We start from the raw sequence: 17,775 nt of genomic DNA on the forward strand, positions 1-17,775 counted from the left end.
GGCGAGGTGTCAAACACCCGATCCCATCCCGAACTCGGCCGTGAAAAGCCTCCGCGCCAATGGTACTGCGTCTTAAGACGTGGGAGAGTAGGTCGCCGCCAGGTCGCTCAGGCACAAGAGACGCTCAAAGCCAAAGCGCAAATGCTTGCATCTTCACCGTCCGTCACCCCACACTGATACATCCGCGGGGTGGAGCAGCCCGGTAGCTCGTCAGGCTCATAACCTGAAGGCCGCAGGTTCAAATCCTGCCCCCGCAACCAAATCAACAAGAAGCCCGCCGTGCTAACGCACCGCGGGCTTCTTGCTGTTTCCAGTTCTTTGCCGTTCGCGACCCTTCATCCGCAGAATGGATGGCTTTGACAAGAGTGTGCGGTGGGTTGTCGCGCTGTGTGGCCCCCGCGCTCTTCAAAACGGCTGTGCAGCACGGCAAAGCTGAGGCTCTACGGTCAGCGTGCAAATCAACGCCTGCGCGAAATTAACCTCTCATAAACGCCTTCACGACGAACCTATTTTAGACAAAAGCAGGGCAGAGGGAAGGTCGCCGGGCCAGGAAGGGGCTGGTGGGCCGATCTCCTGTCGCCCGACCACCAGCCGTGTGCCGGCCTCCCCAGGAGACATAAATGTTCAATATTTTGACCGTCATTATTTCGGTCGCCCTCACGGCGGTGATGGGAGCCGCCGGCGTGTTCTACGTGGGTAGCGCCTTCACCACCGCCGGTCCCAAGGCCGCCGCCGTCGGCATCATCCAGGCGCTGTCGCAGGTCGATGCGGCCTGGACGCTGTATGGCAGCAACGGCAACACCACGACCCTGGGTGCCGCAGGTTCGACGTTCCCGACCATGTCCGGTGCGGCGACGCAGACCGACTTGATCAACACCGGCTATCTCGCCGCCGTGCCGACCGCTCCGACGATTTCCGCCACCTGGAACGGCGTCGCCGGTGCCTACACGCTCGACCTGACCAACACCGCGACGGCCACCGGCGTCACCCAGTTCAGCAGCTTTGCCAACGGCGGCATCTTCCTGGTGCTGGGCACCACGGCCCTGTCGCAGTGCACGGAAATCGCCCGTGCCGGTGGCCAGATCTCCGCCACCGGCACGCTGGCCGTTCCCGGCACCGGCCTGACGCTGACCGTCGCCACCCCGGCCGCCTTCAACACCGCCTTCACCGGCTACAAGTTCGGCTGCGTCCAGGTCACCACGGCGACGGCGCTGAGCTTCAACAACGTGACCGGCATCGCCGGTGACAACAACAAGTACGTCGCCTACTACAAGTTCTAAGCGTTGTCCGAAACGCCCTGTTGCTGACCGAAACGCCCCGACCCCTGCGGCCGGGGCGTTTTCTTGTGATTTTCCGGGTCTTTTTCCGGAAAGCGCGGCAACGGGATTGGTTCGCGACCCGGCCGCAAGATAGAGTGGGCCCGATTTGGAGGCCATGCCATGACATCGCTGATCCTGATGACGATCATGGCCATCTCGCTGGTGGCGACGACCGGCTACACCGCCTACACCATGGTCGACGCCTCGAACCGGATCAGCCAGGCGCAGCGAAGTGCCGCCGATATGCACCGGCTGGCGGCATTGGTCGAGGCGAACCTGCGCGTTCTCGACAATGACGGAGTCGCCAGCCCGCCGGCGCCCGAGGATCCGCCGCCCCGCGCGGTAGGTACCGTGTCCACAAAGGCGCAGACATCGACCGGCAAGGCCGCAGCCAAGGAGCCGGTGCAACCGGCCGGGACCCTGCCGCGCTGGCTGATGCCGGGCACACGGACACCCTGGGGAGCGGTCTACGGCTATTGCGTGTTCGCTCCGGCATCGGACCGGGCGGCGGCTCAGCTCCGCACGGCGTCTTGGCCGGCGGGGGCAGCCAGCGGTGGGCGCAGCTACGTGGCGGCCGCACCCGCGGCTCCAACTGAACTGGCCCGTGCCGGAGTAATCGCCGCAATCGTGGCGCCGCCCATCGGTTCGACCGCTCTGCCGGACTGCACAGCCCTGACCTTCCGCGACGGCCGAATCGAGGTTGCCGAGGGCAGCGCCGTCGCCGTCACCCGCGGGGCCTCGGCCGATCTCGCAGCTCTGGCCGCCTCGGCGACCGTCACGCGCCATGTGGCACCGACCGCGCAGGGCGATGCCACCGGAACCAGCCCGGCCGACGCGATGACCCTGTCGGCCGCTCTCGGCCATTGGCAGGCGACCCGGCCCTCGACCATGGTCCTGCGTCTCGCCCCCGGCCGGCACGAGCTTCCGGCGGCGCAGGTGCAGGCATTGGCCACCGATCAGGACGGTGGCCGGGCGGTGCGGCTGGTGCTGAAGGCGGAGGCACCCGGAGTCGTGGTATCGACCAACCCGCCGGACGTGGCGCTGCGGCTGCCGACCGATACCCGGATCGAGAATATCGGCTTCGAGATGCCGGTTGAGGCGCTTCCCGGCACCCGGCTGACCTTCGCCGGCAACAACGCCATCTCCACCAACCGGGCCGCCGGGCTGCGGGTGGCGCATGCGCGGCTCGACGTCGCGGGCGGGAAACTGACGGTGACGGCGCCTGGAGGCGACGGGGTGCTGGTCGACGGCGGCACCGCCCTGTTCCGCGACGCCGCGGTCGAGGTCACGGTGGGGGCCGGACGCAGTGCGCTGGTGTCCTCGCTGGGGGCCGGCGTCACCTTCACAGCCGAATCGCGGCGCCCGACGCTGCAGGTCCATGGCAGGGGCCTGCCGATGGCGGCGCTGCGCAGCGGCGGCGGCCAAGCCATCCTCGACCGGACCGACGTCGCCGTCGACAACGGCACGCCCTTCGGCATCGTCATCGAGAACGGGCAGTTGGAGATGAAATCCTCCGTCATCGGCGGGCCGACGGCGCGGCCGGGCAGTGCCGGTGTCCTCGACCTTGGCGGGTCGCACGCGGTGGCGGATCCCAACAGCCACATCTGGTCGGCGCCCGGCGGCCGGTGCGCCCAGGGGGCGCTGTTTTCCCAGCAGGCTGTCGCGGGGGAGGGGGCGCGCGCCGTTTCCGGGGCCGCCGCATCGGGCGCGGTTCTGCCGTCGGTCGCCAATCGGGCGAGCTGGACATGCCGGTCCTGAAGCCGTCCGCCGCCTTCCGCGAGGAACTTGCCGGCTACCTGCTGCGCAAGGGGCTGGTGACGCGCGGTATCCTCGACGCCGCGATGGCGGAGCAGCGGGTGACCGGCGAGTCGCTGGGCGCCATCCTGGTGCGCAACGGCTTCCTTGCCCGCGCCGATCTGGACGAGGCGAATATCAGCCATGAGACCGCCCTGGAAACGCCGGAGGCGATGGGCGGCACGCCGATCCCGCTGCCGCTGCTGGAGCGGCACGCGATCATCGTCACCGGGCTCAGCGACGACGCGGTGCATGTGGCGACGCTGCACGACGAAACGGTGGCCGGCCGGGTGGCCGCCCGTTACTACCCTGGGCGGACGGTGCGCTTCAGTAGCTTCGTCCCCGACCAGTTCGACGAGTTTCTCGACCGCGTCCGCCGCGCCCAGTCCGGGCTGGAGGACAGCGATCCCGTGGAGCAGCTGGTGTCGCGCGCGGTTGAGGCCGGGGCGTCGGACATCCATATCCTGCCGCGCCGCAAGACCTGCAGCATCTTCCTGCGGGTGGACGGCATTCGCCGCCTGATGGACGAGACGGCGGCGGCTACCGCCGCCACCATCGTCGCCCGGATCAAGGACCGCTCCGGCATGGATCTGGCGGAGCGGCGGCTGCCGCAGGAAGGGCGGTTCGAGGTCGAGCATCGCGGGCGGCCGGTCGACCTGCGCGTGACCACCGTGCCGTCGGTGGATGGCGAGATCATCGTCATGCGCATCCTGGATGTGGAGCGGGTGCAGCCGAACCTGGACAGGCTGGGCATCAGCCAGGTCGGTGACTGGCGCCGCGCGGTGGACCGGCGCCATGGGCTGTGCCTGGTCTGCGGGCCGACCGGGTCCGGCAAATCGACCACCCTGACCGCGACCGTGCGCGAGATGGACCGGCTGGGCCGCGCCATCTACAGCATCGAGGATCCGGTGGAATACCGCATGGCCTATACGGGGCAGGTCAACGTCAACCCGGCGGTGAAGCTGGACTTCGCGCGGGTCGTCCGCACCTTCATGCGCGCCGACCCCGACGTGATCGTGCTGGGCGAGGTGCGCGACGAGGAGACGGCGCAGATCGCGGTGCGCGCCGCCGACACCGGCCATATGGTGCTGACCACCCTGCACACGGGATCGGTGAACGGAGCGATCGACCGGCTGCGCCATCTCGGCGTTCCGGCCCATGACATCAAGTCGCTGTTGCGCGGCGTTCTGGTGCAGTCGCTGGTCCGCACCATCTGCCGGGCCTGCCATGGTGCCGGTTGCGCGGCTTGCGGCAATGCCGGCTATGCCGGGCGGACTGCGGTCAGCGAATGCGCGGTGTTCGACGAGCCCGCCGCCGTGGTCGCCGCGGCGAAGGGCGCGCGGAACTGGCGGTCGCTGTATGAGGATGCGGTCGCCAAATTTCACGCCGGCGTCACCACCGCGGCCGAACTGCGCCGCGTCTTCGGCAGCGAGGCCAAGGGTGTGGAGCAGCGCATGCCGGCGCCGCGGCCGAAGACGTGAGGCCGAAGACATGAAACGTCGGCAGCGATGAACATCATCCAGGCGATCTTCGCCCTTGCCCTGATGGGCATGGTGGTGGCGGGCGGCATCCAGTATGTCAACCCGTCGGCCATGGCGAAAAGCCGTGTCGCCTCGCAGGCGGATTCCGGCTTTTCCGTGCTGGAGGGTGCCTATCGCAGCCGGCAGGCCAGCGGTGCAGCGGTGCCGGCCGCCGACGGGTGGCAGGCGGCTCTGTTCCCCGCCTTCGGCACGATGCCGCCGGCGGTGTCGGGGCTGTCCTGGTCCTACGGCGTGCAGGCGGAGGGGACTTGGTTCTGCCTGTCCGGACCGCTGTCCGGCGGGGCGGCCGGTGGAGTTGGTGGCGATCCGGTGACTGGGGCACTGACCTCCCTCGCCACCCGGCGGCCGGAGGGGCTGTACGAGGTGACGCGCACCTGCGGCGGGGCAGGGGGAGAGCCGGCGGGAACCGTGGCCGCCACCCTGTGGATGCAGCGGACGGCGCGATAGGGGACTGGCTCCGGTCCTCACGTTGTTTCAGCCCCGGCCATTGACCGCAGGGCATCGGCGGGCATAGAGATGCTGCGGCGTCCTGTCCGTACGTGGTAGCTTGGACGGGGTGTCGCCACCTCTTTCGGTCGAGTCGGGAAGGCAGGGGCGTTCTTGGGCAGCGGCGGTCTCGCGACCAATGTCATGTACGGCTTCCTGGAAGGCGTGGAGCGCCGCGACGCCCTTGCCTATGCGCGCTCGTTCGCCCGGCGCACGGTGGGAAGCTCCGAACGCTGCTGGTACGCGGTCGAGCCGCTGTGGACCGGCTTCCTCTATGAAATCCACGAGGGCGGCCCCGGCCGGTCCTTCCTGCCCGATCTGGTGACGGAGCTTGACGCCAATCCCGGCGGCATCGCGCTGGTGCCGTCGGGGCGCCGGGTGTTCGAACTGACGGTGCGCAACGGTCGTCCGGTCGGCGGGCTGCTGCCCGAGGCCAAGAGCCGACAGGTCCAACTTCAGATGGCGGCGATCCGGCCGACGGTGCCGGTCGACGGCAAGGCTTATGGCGTGGTGATCCCGCCCTGGGTGACCGCCGATCAGGTCAGGCTGCGCACCATCCGGGCGACGCGCCGGATGCGGCGGGTGTCGGCGCCGGTCTCGGTGCCGCTGGCGCTGTCGTCGGTCGGTTTCGCCGCCGGGCTGGGGCTGCTGACCAGCGGCGGCGGGCTGTATTACTGGTCGCCGCACCGTGTGCCGCAGCCGCAGGCCCTGACGCTGGAGCAGATGCCCCACCGGCAGTGGGAGGCGGCGTTGGCCGCCATCGGTCCGGACAATTATGTCAGCAAGCTGGAATACCGTGACGGCAAGTGGACCATTGAGATTGCGGGCCAGACTGCGGGTGCCCGTTGATGCCGCTGACGGTCGCCGATTTACTCATTCTCAAGCATAGCGCTGGGAGTATTGCCGCCGGAGCGGAGGGTCGCAACCGGCGGGCGGGAATGATGGTGGACCGGGTTTCCGGAATGATCGGGCGAATGGCGGGAGCGGCCTTGCTGGCCGCGTCGCTGGCGGCTGGCCCGCTGCTCCCCGCTGCCGCGCTGGCGGAGGAGAGCCCGTTCCTGCCGCCATCGGCGCGCCAGGACAATCTGGAGCGGCGCCTGCAACAGCGCATCGACACCGCGGTGTCCGGGCTGGAGGAGCGGGTCGCCAGGGCGATGATCGATGCGCTCGACGGACGGACGCGCGACGGCGCCCTGCCGCGGGCGGTCGAAGATGCGCTGGCCCGCCGGATGGCGGCGCCGGGCGGGGCCTTGCCCGGTGGTGCCTCCGCCGGAGCGATGGCGCCGGGCGGACGCCGCCAGGGGACGGCTCTGGCCGGAAGCCCGCCAGGGGCGCCGCCGCTGCCGCCGCTGCCCAACATGCCGGGGTCCGCCATATCGGCGGCCGATCTGGTGCCGTCGGGCGCCACCTTCGTCGGCTGTCTCGACGGCCGCGCCTTTTTCCAGGACCGTGCCGGCACGCCGTTCCTGATCGACCCGCGCGCCTTCCCGGCGACGGGCGGGGGACCCGCCACATGCGCAAGATGACCGTTGTCCGCAAGAGCGGCTTTATCAAGACTGGCGTCCTTATGCCCGCCATGTTGGGGCTGCTGGCCTCCTGCTCCCTGCCGGAGGTGGCCGAACTGCCGAAGCGCGAGACAGTGGTCGCCGCCGCCGAGCAGCGCCTGACCGAGGACAATTCCCCGGCGGTGACCGAGGTGCCGGTGGGCCGCGGCATGCTGGTCGCCCAATCCCTGCGCCAGCCGCTGCCGGCCAGCCTTGCGGCGCGCCAGATCTCGGTCAGCTTCCCGTCGGGCGAGAACACGCTGGACCGGCTGACCAGCATGATGACCTATTCCGGCGTGCCGGTCGCCACCCGCTTCGAGGGCACCGATGGGGCGGCGATGCTGCGCCAGACCCTGCCGATCCGCGCCTTCACCGGCAGCTTCACCGATCTGGCAGGCGTGCTGGAGACCGGCATGGGCGTGGTGGCGTGGTGGCAGAACGGCACGCTGTTCCTCAGCAACCGCGACCGCTTCGCCTTCACCGTGCCGCAGAACCAGGCGGTCATCGATTCGGTGATGACCGATCTGAAGACGCTGGGCGCCACCGACATCACCCAGTCGCTGCGCGGCGGACAGGTGGTCTTCTCCGCATCGCCCACCGTCTACAGCGAGGTGATCCAGCCCTACATCGACCGGCTGCACCGCAACATGGCGATGGTGCGCATCCAGCTGGCGGTGGTCAGCCTGGGGCTGACCGACCAGTCGGCCAGCGGCTTCGACTGGAACGCGCTGGCCTTGCAGTTCAACCGCCTGCAATCGGGTGCCACCACGACGACCACCAACGGGACGACGACGGTCAATGGCGGGCTCGGCGGCACGGTCTCGGCGGGCCAGGCGCCGATTTCCGTCAACATCTCCAACCCCGGCACGCTGCTGGGTGTCAGCGGCGTGTTCAATGTCGCCGGCGCCATCTCCTTCCTGTCGAAGTTCGGCAACACCGACACCCGCCAGAATGTCGAGGTGCACACCCTGTCGGGGGCGGAGGTGACGCTGCGCAGCGGCCAGACCATCCCCTATGTCACCGGAGTCGGCGTCACCGCCGTCGGCGGGCTCGGCACCACGACCGCCGCGACCGGCAATGCCGCGCTGAACTCACCGGGGGTGGTGGGGTCGGCGCAGACCGGCACGGTCCAGACCGGGCTGACCATCAAGCTGACGCCGCATTTCGACGCCGACAACCAGATCGTCACCATCGACCTGAACCTGCTGCTGAACAATTTGATCGAGTTCCGCGATCTGAATGCCGGCAATCAGGTGGGCATCCTGACTCAGCCGGTAACGCAGGAGCAGGCGCTGAACGACATCGTCCGGGTGGTGGCCGGCAACACGGTGGTGCTGGGCGGCCTGCAGACCGACAGCCGCGGCTTCAGCGGCAACCAGCCGACGGTGACCCGCGGGGCGATCGACAAGGGGGTGATCGGCAAGCAGGCGCAGGACATCAGCAAGGACGCGCTTTTCCTGATCCTGCGGCCGACCGTGACGGTCTTCCGTCCGGCGGCGCGCTGACGGGACGGCGGCGATGGCGTGGTTCGAGGTCAGGCTGCTCGCCGGCGGCCGTGCCCGCTCCATCGAGGTCGAGGCTGCCGACGAACGCCGCGCCCGCGACGCCATCAGCGGCCGGGGCCGCGTGCTGTCGGTGCGGCGACGGCTCAAGGTCGGCGGCTGGGGCCGGCCGCTCGACCGCAACGAACGGCACATCCTGTTCATCCGGCTGGCGGCGATGCTCGACTCGCGCGTCGGGCTGGCCGAGGCGCTGCGCCGCATCGCCGCCGCTTTCCGCGGGCGCATCCGCCGCACGGCCGAACGCATGGCCGACGCGGTGGAACTGGGCGACGACCTTGCCGACGCCATGCTGCGCCAGCCGCGCAGCTTCCCGCCGGTGCTGGTGGCGCTGGTGCGGGCCGGCGGCTTCGGCGAGGGCACGCCGGCGGCACTCCGCACCGCCGCCGAGTTCGAGCGGCAGCTTGCCGGGGCGCGCCAGGGCTTCCGCTCTGGACTGGCGCTGGCGGTGCTCTATGTCGTCACGTCGGGCGTGGTGATGGTCGGCACCTCCTTCGTCCTGACGCCGCTTCTGCTCGAGACCGAGGTGTTCCGGCGGGCGGGCGAGGAGGTGAATGTCGACTGGGTCTATCTGCTGTCGAACCTGACCACCGGGCTGGTCGCGATTGTGCTGGCCGCGCTCGCCGTGCTGGGCGGGCTGGCGACGGCCGGCCGGCGGGCGGCGCCCGAGCGGGTCGACCGGCTGGTGATGGGGATCCCGCTCTACCGCGACATCGCGCTCGGCATCCAGCACCATGTGATCTTCCGCGAGCTGTCGCTGCTGGTGGCCGGCGGCGTGCCGATCGACCGGGCGCTGCGGCTGACCGCTGACGGCGCCCCCGCCGGTGCGCTGGCCGCCGACCTCGACGAGGCGACGCGGGCGGTCGCCGCCGGGCTGCCCTGGACCGACGCCATGCGGGCGCTGCCCGGCACCGACCGCGCCTCCATCGCCGCGGCGGAGAACCGGGTGGAGCTGGCGCAGAGTCTGTCGGCGCTGGCCGAGCAATACCGCGACCTCTACCTGCACGCCGTGGCGGTGGCGGAACCGGTGCTGCGCGGCCTGTCCGTCGTGGTGGTCGGGGTGGCCGGCATCGTCATGTTCGGGCTGACCATCGTGCCGATTTTGCAGCTTGCCGAGCACATCGCGCGGCAACCCCTTTAAGCCGAGGAAACTCCACCGCCATGCCCGGCCCCCTCTTCGCCCCCGGATCGGCCCGAACCGCCTGCATCGCCCTGTCGGTCTGCGGCGTCCTGTTCGCCGGGATCGGGGCGGCTTTGCATATCCGCAGCTATCTGCTGGGCGAGGCGGTGGCCGAGGGCGGCAGCCGGTCGGACGGCATCTGCCTGGGGGCCGCCCGCCGGATGGGCGGGGAACTGACGGTGACGCCGGAGGGATTGCGCGTCGTGCTGCCGGACGCGGTCGACCAGCGGACCTCGCTGACCGATGCGTCGGGCCTGCTGGCCTTCTGCCCGGACATGACGCTGTCCTATTTCTGCATGGGCCTGTCCTGCGGCCCCGGAAGCCCCGGCGGCAAGGTCAGCATGCAGGTGGAACTGACGCGGAAATCGCTTTAGCTGGGTTTACTTGGTCTGGGCTTATTTGGGCTGGCTGGACAGCGACTTGGCGGCTTCGATGACGCGCCGCAGGTAGCGGGCATGGAACTCCGGCGTGCGGCTGTGATAGTTGCCGACGGCGGTCCAGAAATTCTCCCAGCCGACGGCGTCGATCTCCCGCCGCAGGATCCAGGCGGTGACCCGGATGTTGTAGCAGGGGTCGAAGGTCAGCGCCTGCTGCACCACCTCCGGCGGGACGCGGCCGGCGGCGATCACCGGGAACCAGATGCTGTTGATCTGTCCCGGCCCGCAATCCTTGGTGCCGTTGCTGTTGGCGGAACAGGCGCCGGGCGTCCCCTGTTCCACCGCCAGGATCAGCCGCAGCGCGTCGGCCGGCACCTGCCATTCGACCGCCGCCATGTCCAGGCATTGCGGTGGGACGGCGGCGATGCCCTTCGGCGCGCGGTCTGCCAGGGCCGGGGTTGCGGCAACCAGCAGTGCGGATGCCAGCAGTCCGGCCGGCAGTCCGGCAAAATCGAAACGCACCCACCGCTTCACCCGATGCCTCCCCCGGCGACTCGACGCAGGCATGAGGAAGCGGCGCTGCCCGCTAACAACCGGTTAATTCAAACGCGTTGCATGGTTTCAAGTGAAACGATATGGTTTGCCCAACCGATCAATGACGGCCGTGCACCTTGAGGGTTAGGGGTATCGGCCGCGCCTGTGGAGAAAACGGATGTCCAAGAACTTCGCTTCGCACGCCGACCTGGACGAGAAGACCGTCAGTTTCGACAAGCTGTCGGACAACGCCTATGCCTACACGGCGGAGGGCGATCCCAACACCGGCGTCGTCATCGGCGACGATGCGGTGATGGTGATCGACACCCAGGCGACGCCGGTGATGGCGCAGGACGTCATCCGCCGCATCCGCGAGGTCACCGACAAGCCGATTCGCCACGTGGTGCTGTCGCATTACCATGCGGTGCGCGTGCTGGGCGCCTCGGGCTATGCGCCGGAACAGATCATCGCCAGCGAGGACACCCGCGACCTGATCGTCGAGCGCGGCGAGGCCGACATGGCGAGCGAGATCGGCCGCTTCCCGCGCCTGTTCCGCGCCGTCGAATCCGTCCCCGGCCTGACCTGGCCGACCATCACCTTCCGCGGCCACATGACGTTGTGGCTGGGTTCGCTGGAGGTGCAGTTGCTGCAACTCGGCCGTGGCCACAGCAAGGGCGACACGGTGGTTTGGCTGCCGCAGCAGAAGATCCTGTTCTCCGGCGACCTCGTCGAATATGGCGCCACCCCCTATTGCGGCGACGCCTATTTCACCGACTGGCCGGCGACGCTCGATGCCCTCGCCGCGCTGAAGCCGGAGAAGCTGGTGCCCGGCCGCGGTGCCGCCCTGACCACGGCGGAACAGGTGCAGGAGGGGCTGCGCGGCACCCGCGCCTTCACCAGCGAACTGTTCGAACTGGTCAAGCAGGGGGTCGCGGCAGGGAAGGATCTGCGGGCCATCTACAAGGACACCTATGCCGCGCTGAAGCCGAAGTTCAGCCACTGGGTGATCTTCGACCACTGCATGCCGTTCAACGTCACCCGTGCCTATGACGAGGCGACCGGCCACGTCGATCCGCGCATCTGGACCGCCGAGCGCGACATGGAGATGTGGCGCCAGCTGGAAGGCTGACGCCACCGTTCCCCATCCTCACGCGGTGATGATCAGGCGGACATGACGCTTGCGGCCGGCCGACAGCACGGCCGGTGCGGTGAGCGTCGCGGCCTCGTCGGTCACCGGCTGGCCGTCCAGCCGGGCGCCGCCCTCGCGGATCAGGCGGCGCGCCGCCCCCTTTGAGGCCGACAGGCCGGCCGCCACCAGCGCATCGACCAGCGGCACGCCGCCGCTCCCCTCCGCAAGCCGCAGGGCGATCTCCGGCAGTCCGTCGCCGCCGGGGGCAAAGGGGCTGCCGGCGGCCGACGCCGCCCGTTCGGCCTCCGCAGCGCCATGGCACAGGCGGGTCGCCTCGGTCGCCAGGACGATCTTCGCCTCGTTGATCTCGGCGCCCCCCAGCCGCTCCAGCCGGGCGATCTCGTCGAGCGGCAGTTCGGTGAACAGGCGCAGGAAGCGGCCGACATCGGCGTCCTCGGTGTTGCGCCAGAACTGCCAGAAGTCGAAGGGGCTGCGCGCGTCGGCATTCAGCCACACCGCACCGCCGGCGGTCTTGCCCATCTTGGTGCCCGACGCGGTGGTCAGCAGCGGCGTGGTCAGGCCGAACAACTCGCGCCGCTCGACCCGCCGGGCCAGCTCGATGCCGTTGACGATGTTGCCCCACTGGTCCGACCCGCCCATCTGCAACAGGCAGCCGTGGCGGCGCGACAGCTCCAGGAAATCATAGGCCTGGAGGATCATGTAGTTGAATTCCAGGAAGGTCAGCGGCTGCTCGCGCTCCATCCGCTGGCGCACCGACTCGAAGCTCAGCATGCGGTTGATGGTGAAATGGCGGCCGACGTCGCGCAGGAAGGGCACGTAATCCAGCCCGTCCAGCCAGTCGGCATTGTCCACCATGACGGCGTCGGCCGGGCCGTCCCCGAAGGTGAGGTATTGGCCGAAGACGCTGCGCAGGCCGGCGGCGTTCGCGGCGATCTGCGCCTCGTCCAGCATCGGCCGGCTGGTGTCGCGGAAGCTGGGATCGCCGATCCGGGTGGTGCCGCCGCCGATCAGCACGATGGGGCGGTTGCCGGTGCGCTGAAGCCAGCGCAGCGCCATGATCGACAGCAGATGCCCGACATGCAGGCTGGCCGCCGTGGCGTCGTAGCCGACATAGGCGGTCAGCACCCCGCCCGGTGCCGCGGTGGCGAGGCCCGACAGGTCGGCGGCCGGATCGCTGCATTGATGGAGGAAGCCGCGCTCGCGCAGGATATGCAGGAAGTCTGCTGCGGGTGATTGGGCGGAGTTGGCTCGGGTCGGCATGGAAGACGTCTCTACGGCTGGCCGGGCCGTCCGGAGACTGTCTCTGTATGGGTGAGAGAACCATGGCCGCCGGACTTGCGACGGCATGGTTTCGGGTATGACCGATCGACGCCGCGCTATGTAAGCGGCGGATAATACATCGAGGCGGTGAGGGCGATGCGGTCGGTCATGGCGCAATCCCTACACCGGTATGTGGGAAAGATCCAGTCCCGGACGCTCACTTCCGCCCCAGCATCTGGCGGCGGGCGATTGCCCGGTGCAGCTGCATGCGCTGCGACACCGTGCGCAGGCGGGTGCTGCGGGCGCCGGGGGCGAACAGACCGTCCAGGTTCTGGCCGAACATCTCCCAGCTGCGCAACGGGCCGGTGTCGATGTGCAGGAAGTGGGAGCGCGGATACCAGCCCACCCCGCCGCGCTTCAGGTCGAGCGCGCTGCGGTGCGCATCGGGCAGGCGCGACGGCAGGGTGACGTCCAGCGCGCGGCCCAGCAGATGCTGGCTGTGCTCCGCCACGCCCAGGCTGCGGGCGGCGAGCATGGCGTTGGTTTCCGGCGTGCGGAAGGCCGACAGGATGGTCGCCTTGGACTGGCCGACCGCCTCCAGGATATCGGCCAGGAAGTCGAGCGTGCCGACGTCGACCGGCCCCTCCTTGTTGGCACGGTGGTCGCGCAGGAACTTGGCGAGGTCGGCCATCGCGTCGGGCAGCGGGCCGTCGGCGTCGCGGTAGGGGCCGTCGAAGGTCTCTCCGGTGTGCTGGTTCGTCAGGGTGAGGCGGCGCGGGGCGGCCGGGGCGGCCATCGCGCGGTCGGACATCAGCACCAGGGCTCCACACCCGATCAGCAGGCTGCGGCGCTTCAGGGAGAGGGGCGAGGAGGACATGCGGTCGGTCGATCTTTCGGCGGGGCATCGTCAGGTCAACAAAATGGCGACCGATTCGCAAATGCAAAGTGGCGGCGCATGGCGCGGCTGCACGGCAAGCAGGGGATGAGGAGCGGGCTACAGCAGGCGCTGCGCCTTGAAGCTGGTGTGCCGGCCGCCCTTGCCGATCACCAGATGGTCGTGCACGACAAGCCCCACGGCGTTGGCGGCGCGGACGATCTCCTTGGTCATCTCGATGTCGGCGCGGCTGGGGGTGGGATCGCCGGAGGGGTGGTTGTGGACCAGGATCACGGCGGCGGCCGACAGCTCCAGCGCGCGCTTCACCACCTCGCGCGGGTAGACCGGAGTGTGGTCGATGGTGCCGCGCTGCTGCACCTCGTCAGCGATCAGCTTGTTCTTGCGGTCGAGGAACAGCAGGCGGAACTGCTCGGTCGGCTCATGCGCCATGGCGGCGGCGCAATAGTCGATCAGCGCCTGCCAGGAGGCCAGCACCGGCTGGTCGATCACCCGCTGCTGCAAGGCGCGCAGTGCCGCCGCTCCGACGATGCGGACAATGGCAATGGCATTGTCGGTGCCGAGCGACACGCCGTCCGCCTTCAGGCCGCGCAGCCGTTCGGGCGGGGCGTTGACCACCCCCCACAGGTCGCCGAAGGTGCGGATCAGCAGCTTGGCCAGCGGTCTCACATTGCGCCGCAGGCTGACGGCGAACAGCACCATCTCCAGCAGCTCGTAATCCTCCAGCGCATCCGGACCGCGGTCGAGGAAGCGGCGGCGCAGCCGTTCGCGGTGGTCGATATAATGGGGATCCTCGGCAGCGTCCCCATCGCTCGCCCCATCGTCGGCCTCGTCGGGGGCGGCGGTGTCGCCGGCCGGTGCCGCCATGGTCACGCCGGGACCGGCGCTAGAGGCCAGCAGGTCGGGGAAGGGCAGGAGGCCGGCGCCTTGGCCGGCATCGTCCATTTCCGCTCCCCCCGCCGCACGTCCGGTCTTCCGGCTGCGTCCTGTCGTCTTGCGCTCTGTCATCGCCCATCGCCATGCATATGTATGGCAACGACTATAGCGTCTGTATGCGCGAGCGCACAGGGGCGGCGCTCGCATGGGTGGAGAAAGAGGTTTGCGGGATCAGTCGGCGAGGCCGGGCTGGCTGCGTCCATGGCGCCCCGGCAGCATGCGGGCCAGCACGCCGTCGCGGCGGACGAAATGGTGCCACAGCGCCGCCGCCGCATGCAGGGCGGCAAGGGCGAGGATCAGGTTGGCGCCAAGCTCGTGGATCTCCTTCACCGAGCGGCCAAGCGTGCGGTCGGCCTCGAAGGGGGAGGGGATGGTGAACAGGCCGAAGAAGGTCAGCGTGTCGCCGCGCAGCCAGGTCAGCACCACACCCACCAGCGGGATTGCCAGCATCAGGGCGTAGAGGCCGAAATGGACGAGGTGCGAGGCGCCGCGTTCGGCCGGCGTCATTTCCGGCGGCAGGCCGGGGGTGCCGCGGGTCAGGCGAAGCACGATCCGCGCCAGCACCAGTCCGAGCAGGCCCAGGCCGAAGGAGATGTGCAGCCACCAGATCGTCGCCCGCATCGGGTGCCCGCGCTCGTAGAAATCCTCGCCGAAGGTCAGCAGATAGAGGCCGACGATCAGCAGGGCGATCAGCCAGTGCAAGGTTTTCTGGGTGGTGCTGTAGGTGGTGGGCATCTGAAACGCGCCTCCGTTCAGGCGGTGATGTTGAGCGTGCGGCCGCGGTTGGGGTCCGCCGGCAGGCTGGGGGTGGCGCTGCGCTGCTCGGCGGCCTGGGCGGCGGCGCTCTCGCGGGTGTCGTTGTCGCGGTCGCCGTCGCTGTCGATCCCGGCCGTCGCCGTTGTGGACGGGCGGCTCTGGAGCGGCGACGGCATCGTCGGCAGGGCGGTCGGGGAGGTGGCGGACAGCATCGGCGGTCATCCTGGCAGGGGCGAAGAGTTCCCACCGGTCTAGCCTGCCCAGCTTACATGAGGCTTACAGAGGGGCTTACAGAACGCCGGTGGCAGCCGGAAGCGGCCGCGCTGCGTCGCTTCGCCGCGGCATGGGCGGGAAGCGCAGGGTGAAGGTGGCGCCGCCGCCGGCGGTGTCCTCGACCGCGATGCTGCCGCCATGCGCCTTCATGGTGCGGGCGACGATGGACAGGCCCAGCCCGGCCCCGCCGGTTCCGTTCCCATCCGTTCCGGTGCCATGGCGGCTGTCGCGCCCGCCCTGCCAGAAGCGCTCGAACACGCGGGCGCGCTGGTCCGGCGGGATGCCGGGGCCGCGGTCGATCACCCGCAGCAGCGGCCCGCCGTCGGCGGACTGCGCCAGCTCCAGGCTGACCGTGCTGCCGGCCGGGGCATGGCAGACGGCGTTCTCCACCAGATTGCGCAGGGCGCGGAACAGCGGGTCATGGGCGCCGCGCACCGGCAGCGGCCGGTCGTCGCCGATCACCTCGATCAGGCGGCCCTTGCCGAGCGCCAGCGGGGCGAGATGGGCGGCGGTCTCCACCGCAAGCCGGGACAGGTCGACCGATTCGTCGGGGGCAATGCGCAGAGCGTCCAGCCGCGCCAGATCGAGCAGCTGGTCGACCAGCCGCGCCATGCCGGCGACATCCTCGCGAATCGGGGCGCCCGCGGCGCCGATCAGCGCCAGATGGGCGTCCAGCACCGCCAGCGGCGTGCGCAGCTCGTGCGCGGCGTCAGCGATGAAGCCGCGCTGCGCCTCGTAACCGGCTTCAAGCCGGTCGAGCGCCTGGTTGACGGCGCGGACCAGCGGCAGCACCTCGCGCGGCATGCCCTGTTCCGGCAGCCGTTCCGACACGCTGTCGGGTCCGATCGCCGCGGCACGGGCCGAGGCGCGGCGCAGCGGCCGCAGGCCGCGGTGGATGATGACCAGATTGACCAGGATCAGCACCAGGGCGAAGGGCAGCCAGATCCAGCCGAAATGCTCGACGAACTCTTCCAGCAGCCATTCGATATGCAGCTCCTCCTCGCCGGAGGCCACCTGGATCCAATAGGGCCGGCTGCCAACCTCGATGCGGTGGCTGAGGCCGTAGAGCGGCGGCTCGCCGTTCTGCGCCGGCACGCGGAAGACGCTGCGCGGCCGTTCGGTCGCCGTAGGGTCGAGCGGACCGTCGACGCCGCTGGAGCCGAGCAGCAGCCGGCCCTCGCCATCGACCAGGGCGAAGGAGGCGGCATTCACCCGCAGCATCGCCTGGACCGGCTCGGACAGGGCGATGTTCAGCGTGCCGTTGGGGCCGCGCACCGCCTTCTCGATCACGCGGACGACGCCGGACAGGGTGCGCTGGCGCATCCGGTCGTGGGTGCCCTTGAACTCGACATAGAGCAGCAGCGCCGTGGTTGCGACCGCGAGCAGCGTGACCAGCACCAGCCAGCGCGCGATGGACGCCAGCAGCGACGGCGGGCGCCCTTTGTCCGCGCCGCCGCTCATTGCCCGATCTCCGCGCCGGCCTCCGCCCCCTTCTCCGCAGGCACTTCAGTCAGGATATAGCCGATGCCGCGCAGGGTCTGGACGCCGGCGGTGGCGCCCGCGGCAAGCAGCCGCTTGCGCAGCCGGTGGATCAGCACCTCGACCGCGTTCGACCCGACCTCTTCGCCGAAGCCGTAGAGGCCGTTCTCCAGCGCCGCCTTCGACACCACCCGGCCGGCGCGGCGCAGCAGCAACTCCAGCGCGTCCAGCTCGCGCCGGCTGAGATCCAGCGGCTTGCCGGCGACGCTGGCCAGCCGGGCCGCCGAATCGAAGGCGAGGTTCCCCTGTTGCAGCACCATGCCCAGCGCAGCCCCCGGCCGGCGCAGCAGGGCGCGGATGCGGGCGACCAGCTCCTCCAGCGCGAAGGGCTTCACCAGATAGTCGTCGGCCCCCAGGTTCAGCCCTTTGACCCGGTCATCGACCCCGTCGCGGGCGGTCAGGATCAGCACCGGGGTGGCGTCGGTGCGGGCGCGCAGGGCCGACAGCAGCGTCAGCCCGTCGGCATCCGGCAGTCCGAGGTCGAGCAGCACGGCATCGAAGCCGGCGACGGCCAGGGCGGCCGACGCATCCTCCGCGCTGTGGACGAGGTCGACGGCGAAGCCGGCCTTGCCCAGCCCTTCGGCGGTCAGGGCGGCCAGCCGGCGGTTGTCTTCGATCAGCAGCAGCCGCAAAGC

The 17,775-nt window shown here is 69.8% G+C and carries 18 protein-coding genes, 1 tRNA gene and 1 rRNA gene; 12 read left to right on the top strand and 8 right to left on the bottom strand.

The features are described from left to right. The 11 genes from rrf to GBZ48_RS20175 all read left to right on the top strand — a co-directional run. A 5S ribosomal RNA gene (gene rrf, locus GBZ48_RS20125) occupies positions 1-104 on the top strand; the annotation flags it as partial. Positions 105-183: 79 nt separating this feature from the next. Further along, a tRNA-Met gene (locus tag GBZ48_RS20130) sits at positions 184-260 on the top strand. Between the two features lie 360 nt (positions 261-620). Then, a complete protein-coding gene (locus GBZ48_RS20135) occupies positions 621-1,280 on the top strand; it encodes a hypothetical protein (RefSeq protein WP_174472633.1) in 660 nt (219 codons plus the stop codon). Between the two features lie 159 nt (positions 1,281-1,439). Continuing rightward, positions 1,440-3,077, top strand: coding sequence for a hypothetical protein (locus tag GBZ48_RS20140; RefSeq protein WP_174472634.1), 1,638 nt, complete (start codon positions 1,440-1,442; stop codon positions 3,075-3,077). After that, on the top strand, positions 3,065-4,594 hold the full coding sequence (locus GBZ48_RS20145; protein ID WP_174472635.1) for a GspE/PulE family protein: 1,530 nt from the start codon (positions 3,065-3,067) through the stop codon (positions 4,592-4,594). The genes GBZ48_RS20140 and GBZ48_RS20145 overlap by 13 nt, the downstream gene beginning before the upstream one ends. Before the next feature lie 27 nt (positions 4,595-4,621). Further along, a complete protein-coding gene (locus GBZ48_RS20150; protein WP_174472636.1) occupies positions 4,622-5,101 on the top strand; it encodes a hypothetical protein in 480 nt (159 codons plus the stop codon). Between the two features lie 183 nt (positions 5,102-5,284). After that, complete coding sequence (locus tag GBZ48_RS20155) at positions 5,285-5,989, top strand: hypothetical protein (protein ID WP_174472637.1); 705 nt, start codon at positions 5,285-5,287, stop codon at positions 5,987-5,989. A gap of 125 nt (positions 5,990-6,114) precedes the next feature. Further along, positions 6,115-6,666, top strand: a complete 552-nt coding sequence (locus GBZ48_RS20160) for a hypothetical protein (RefSeq protein ID WP_246307338.1) — start codon at positions 6,115-6,117, stop codon at positions 6,664-6,666. Further along, positions 6,654-8,189 carry a type II secretion system protein GspD gene (locus GBZ48_RS20165; protein ID WP_174472639.1) on the top strand — a complete coding sequence of 512 codons (1,536 nt, stop codon included), beginning with the start codon at positions 6,654-6,656 and terminating at the stop codon, positions 8,187-8,189. Before GBZ48_RS20160 ends, GBZ48_RS20165 begins: the two co-directional genes overlap by 13 nt. Positions 8,190-8,202: 13 nt before the next feature. After that, on the top strand, positions 8,203-9,384 hold the full coding sequence (locus GBZ48_RS20170; protein ID WP_174472640.1) for a type II secretion system F family protein: 1,182 nt from the start codon (positions 8,203-8,205) through the stop codon (positions 9,382-9,384). Positions 9,385-9,404: 20 nt separating this feature from the next. Further along, positions 9,405-9,797, top strand: coding sequence for a hypothetical protein (locus GBZ48_RS20175; protein ID WP_174472641.1), 393 nt, complete (start codon positions 9,405-9,407; stop codon positions 9,795-9,797). 21 nt (positions 9,798-9,818) lie between these two features. On the opposite strand, the gene GBZ48_RS20180 is transcribed toward GBZ48_RS20175, so the two are convergent. After that, positions 9,819-10,334 carry a lysozyme family protein gene (locus GBZ48_RS20180; RefSeq protein WP_174472642.1) on the bottom strand — a complete coding sequence of 172 codons (516 nt, stop codon included), beginning with the start codon at positions 10,332-10,334 and terminating at the stop codon, positions 9,819-9,821. A 178-nt stretch (positions 10,335-10,512) separates the two neighbouring features. On the opposite strand from GBZ48_RS20180, the gene GBZ48_RS20185 reads away from it, so the two are divergent. Beyond that, positions 10,513-11,463, top strand: a complete 951-nt coding sequence (locus GBZ48_RS20185) for an MBL fold metallo-hydrolase (protein WP_174472643.1) — start codon at positions 10,513-10,515, stop codon at positions 11,461-11,463. A gap of 18 nt (positions 11,464-11,481) precedes the next feature. Here GBZ48_RS20185 and tyrS read toward each other — a convergent pair whose 3' ends face one another. The 7 genes from tyrS to GBZ48_RS20220 all read right to left on the bottom strand — a co-directional run bounded on the left by tyrS (position 11,482) and on the right by GBZ48_RS20220 (position 17,772). Further along, a complete protein-coding gene (gene tyrS / locus GBZ48_RS20190; RefSeq protein WP_174472644.1) occupies positions 11,482-12,744 on the bottom strand; it encodes a tyrosine--tRNA ligase in 1,263 nt (420 codons plus the stop codon). A 217-nt stretch (positions 12,745-12,961) separates the two neighbouring features. Beyond that, positions 12,962-13,621: a YcbK family protein gene (locus tag GBZ48_RS20195; RefSeq protein ID WP_174472645.1), complete on the bottom strand. Its 660-nt coding sequence runs from the start codon at positions 13,619-13,621 to the stop codon at positions 12,962-12,964. A 117-nt stretch (positions 13,622-13,738) separates the two neighbouring features. After that, entirely contained in the window at positions 13,739-14,503 is a 765-nt protein-coding gene (radC, locus tag GBZ48_RS20200) for a RadC family protein (protein ID WP_425486007.1), read from the bottom strand. Between the two features lie 240 nt (positions 14,504-14,743). After that, entirely contained in the window at positions 14,744-15,307 is a 564-nt protein-coding gene (locus tag GBZ48_RS20205; RefSeq protein WP_174472647.1) for a cytochrome b, read from the bottom strand. A gap of 17 nt (positions 15,308-15,324) precedes the next feature. Continuing rightward, positions 15,325-15,540 carry a hypothetical protein gene (locus GBZ48_RS20210; RefSeq protein ID WP_174472648.1) on the bottom strand — a complete coding sequence of 72 codons (216 nt, stop codon included), beginning with the start codon at positions 15,538-15,540 and terminating at the stop codon, positions 15,325-15,327. Positions 15,541-15,616: 76 nt separating this feature from the next. Continuing rightward, the gene (locus GBZ48_RS20215; RefSeq protein ID WP_174472649.1) at positions 15,617-17,062 is read right to left on the bottom strand and encodes a sensor histidine kinase; all 1,446 of its coding nucleotides are present in this window, start codon (positions 17,060-17,062) and stop codon (positions 15,617-15,619) included. Beyond that, positions 17,059-17,772 (bottom strand): response regulator transcription factor, encoded by a 714-nt coding sequence (locus tag GBZ48_RS20220; protein WP_174472650.1) that lies wholly within the window; start codon positions 17,770-17,772, stop codon positions 17,059-17,061. Before GBZ48_RS20220 ends, GBZ48_RS20215 begins: the two co-directional genes overlap by 4 nt. Between the last annotated feature and the right edge of the window lie 3 nt (positions 17,773-17,775).

Source organism: Azospirillum melinis, assembly GCF_013340935.1.
In the GTDB taxonomy this organism is placed as follows: domain Bacteria; phylum Pseudomonadota; class Alphaproteobacteria; order Azospirillales; family Azospirillaceae; genus Azospirillum; species Azospirillum melinis.

Bases quoted from the DNA above. Each gene is read 5' to 3' on its own strand.
- GBZ48_RS20135 (WP_174472633.1), top strand. From the start codon at position 621: ATGTTCAATATTTTGACCGTCATTATTTCGGTCGCCCTCACGGCGGTG.
- GBZ48_RS20140 (WP_174472634.1), top strand. From the start codon at position 1,440: ATGACATCGCTGATCCTGATGACGATCATGGCCATCTCGCTGGTGGCG.
- GBZ48_RS20145 (WP_174472635.1), top strand. From the start codon at position 3,065: ATGCCGGTCCTGAAGCCGTCCGCCGCCTTCCGCGAGGAACTTGCCGGC.
- GBZ48_RS20150 (WP_174472636.1), top strand. From the start codon at position 4,622: ATGAACATCATCCAGGCGATCTTCGCCCTTGCCCTGATGGGCATGGTG.
- GBZ48_RS20155 (WP_174472637.1), top strand. From the start codon at position 5,285: ATGTACGGCTTCCTGGAAGGCGTGGAGCGCCGCGACGCCCTTGCCTAT.
- GBZ48_RS20160 (WP_246307338.1), top strand. From the start codon at position 6,115: ATGGCGGGAGCGGCCTTGCTGGCCGCGTCGCTGGCGGCTGGCCCGCTG.
- GBZ48_RS20165 (WP_174472639.1), top strand. From the start codon at position 6,654: ATGCGCAAGATGACCGTTGTCCGCAAGAGCGGCTTTATCAAGACTGGC.
- GBZ48_RS20170 (WP_174472640.1), top strand. From the start codon at position 8,203: ATGGCGTGGTTCGAGGTCAGGCTGCTCGCCGGCGGCCGTGCCCGCTCC.
- GBZ48_RS20175 (WP_174472641.1), top strand. From the start codon at position 9,405: ATGCCCGGCCCCCTCTTCGCCCCCGGATCGGCCCGAACCGCCTGCATC.
- GBZ48_RS20185 (WP_174472643.1), top strand. From the start codon at position 10,513: ATGTCCAAGAACTTCGCTTCGCACGCCGACCTGGACGAGAAGACCGTC.
- tyrS (WP_174472644.1), bottom strand. From the start codon at position 12,744: ATGCCGACCCGAGCCAACTCCGCCCAATCACCCGCAGCAGACTTCCTG.
- GBZ48_RS20195 (WP_174472645.1), bottom strand. From the start codon at position 13,621: ATGTCCTCCTCGCCCCTCTCCCTGAAGCGCCGCAGCCTGCTGATCGGG.
- radC (WP_425486007.1), bottom strand. From the start codon at position 14,503: ATGGCGGCACCGGCCGGCGACACCGCCGCCCCCGACGAGGCCGACGAT.
- GBZ48_RS20205 (WP_174472647.1), bottom strand. From the start codon at position 15,307: ATGCCCACCACCTACAGCACCACCCAGAAAACCTTGCACTGGCTGATC.
- GBZ48_RS20210 (WP_174472648.1), bottom strand. From the start codon at position 15,540: ATGCTGTCCGCCACCTCCCCGACCGCCCTGCCGACGATGCCGTCGCCG.
- GBZ48_RS20215 (WP_174472649.1), bottom strand. From the start codon at position 17,062: ATGAGCGGCGGCGCGGACAAAGGGCGCCCGCCGTCGCTGCTGGCGTCC.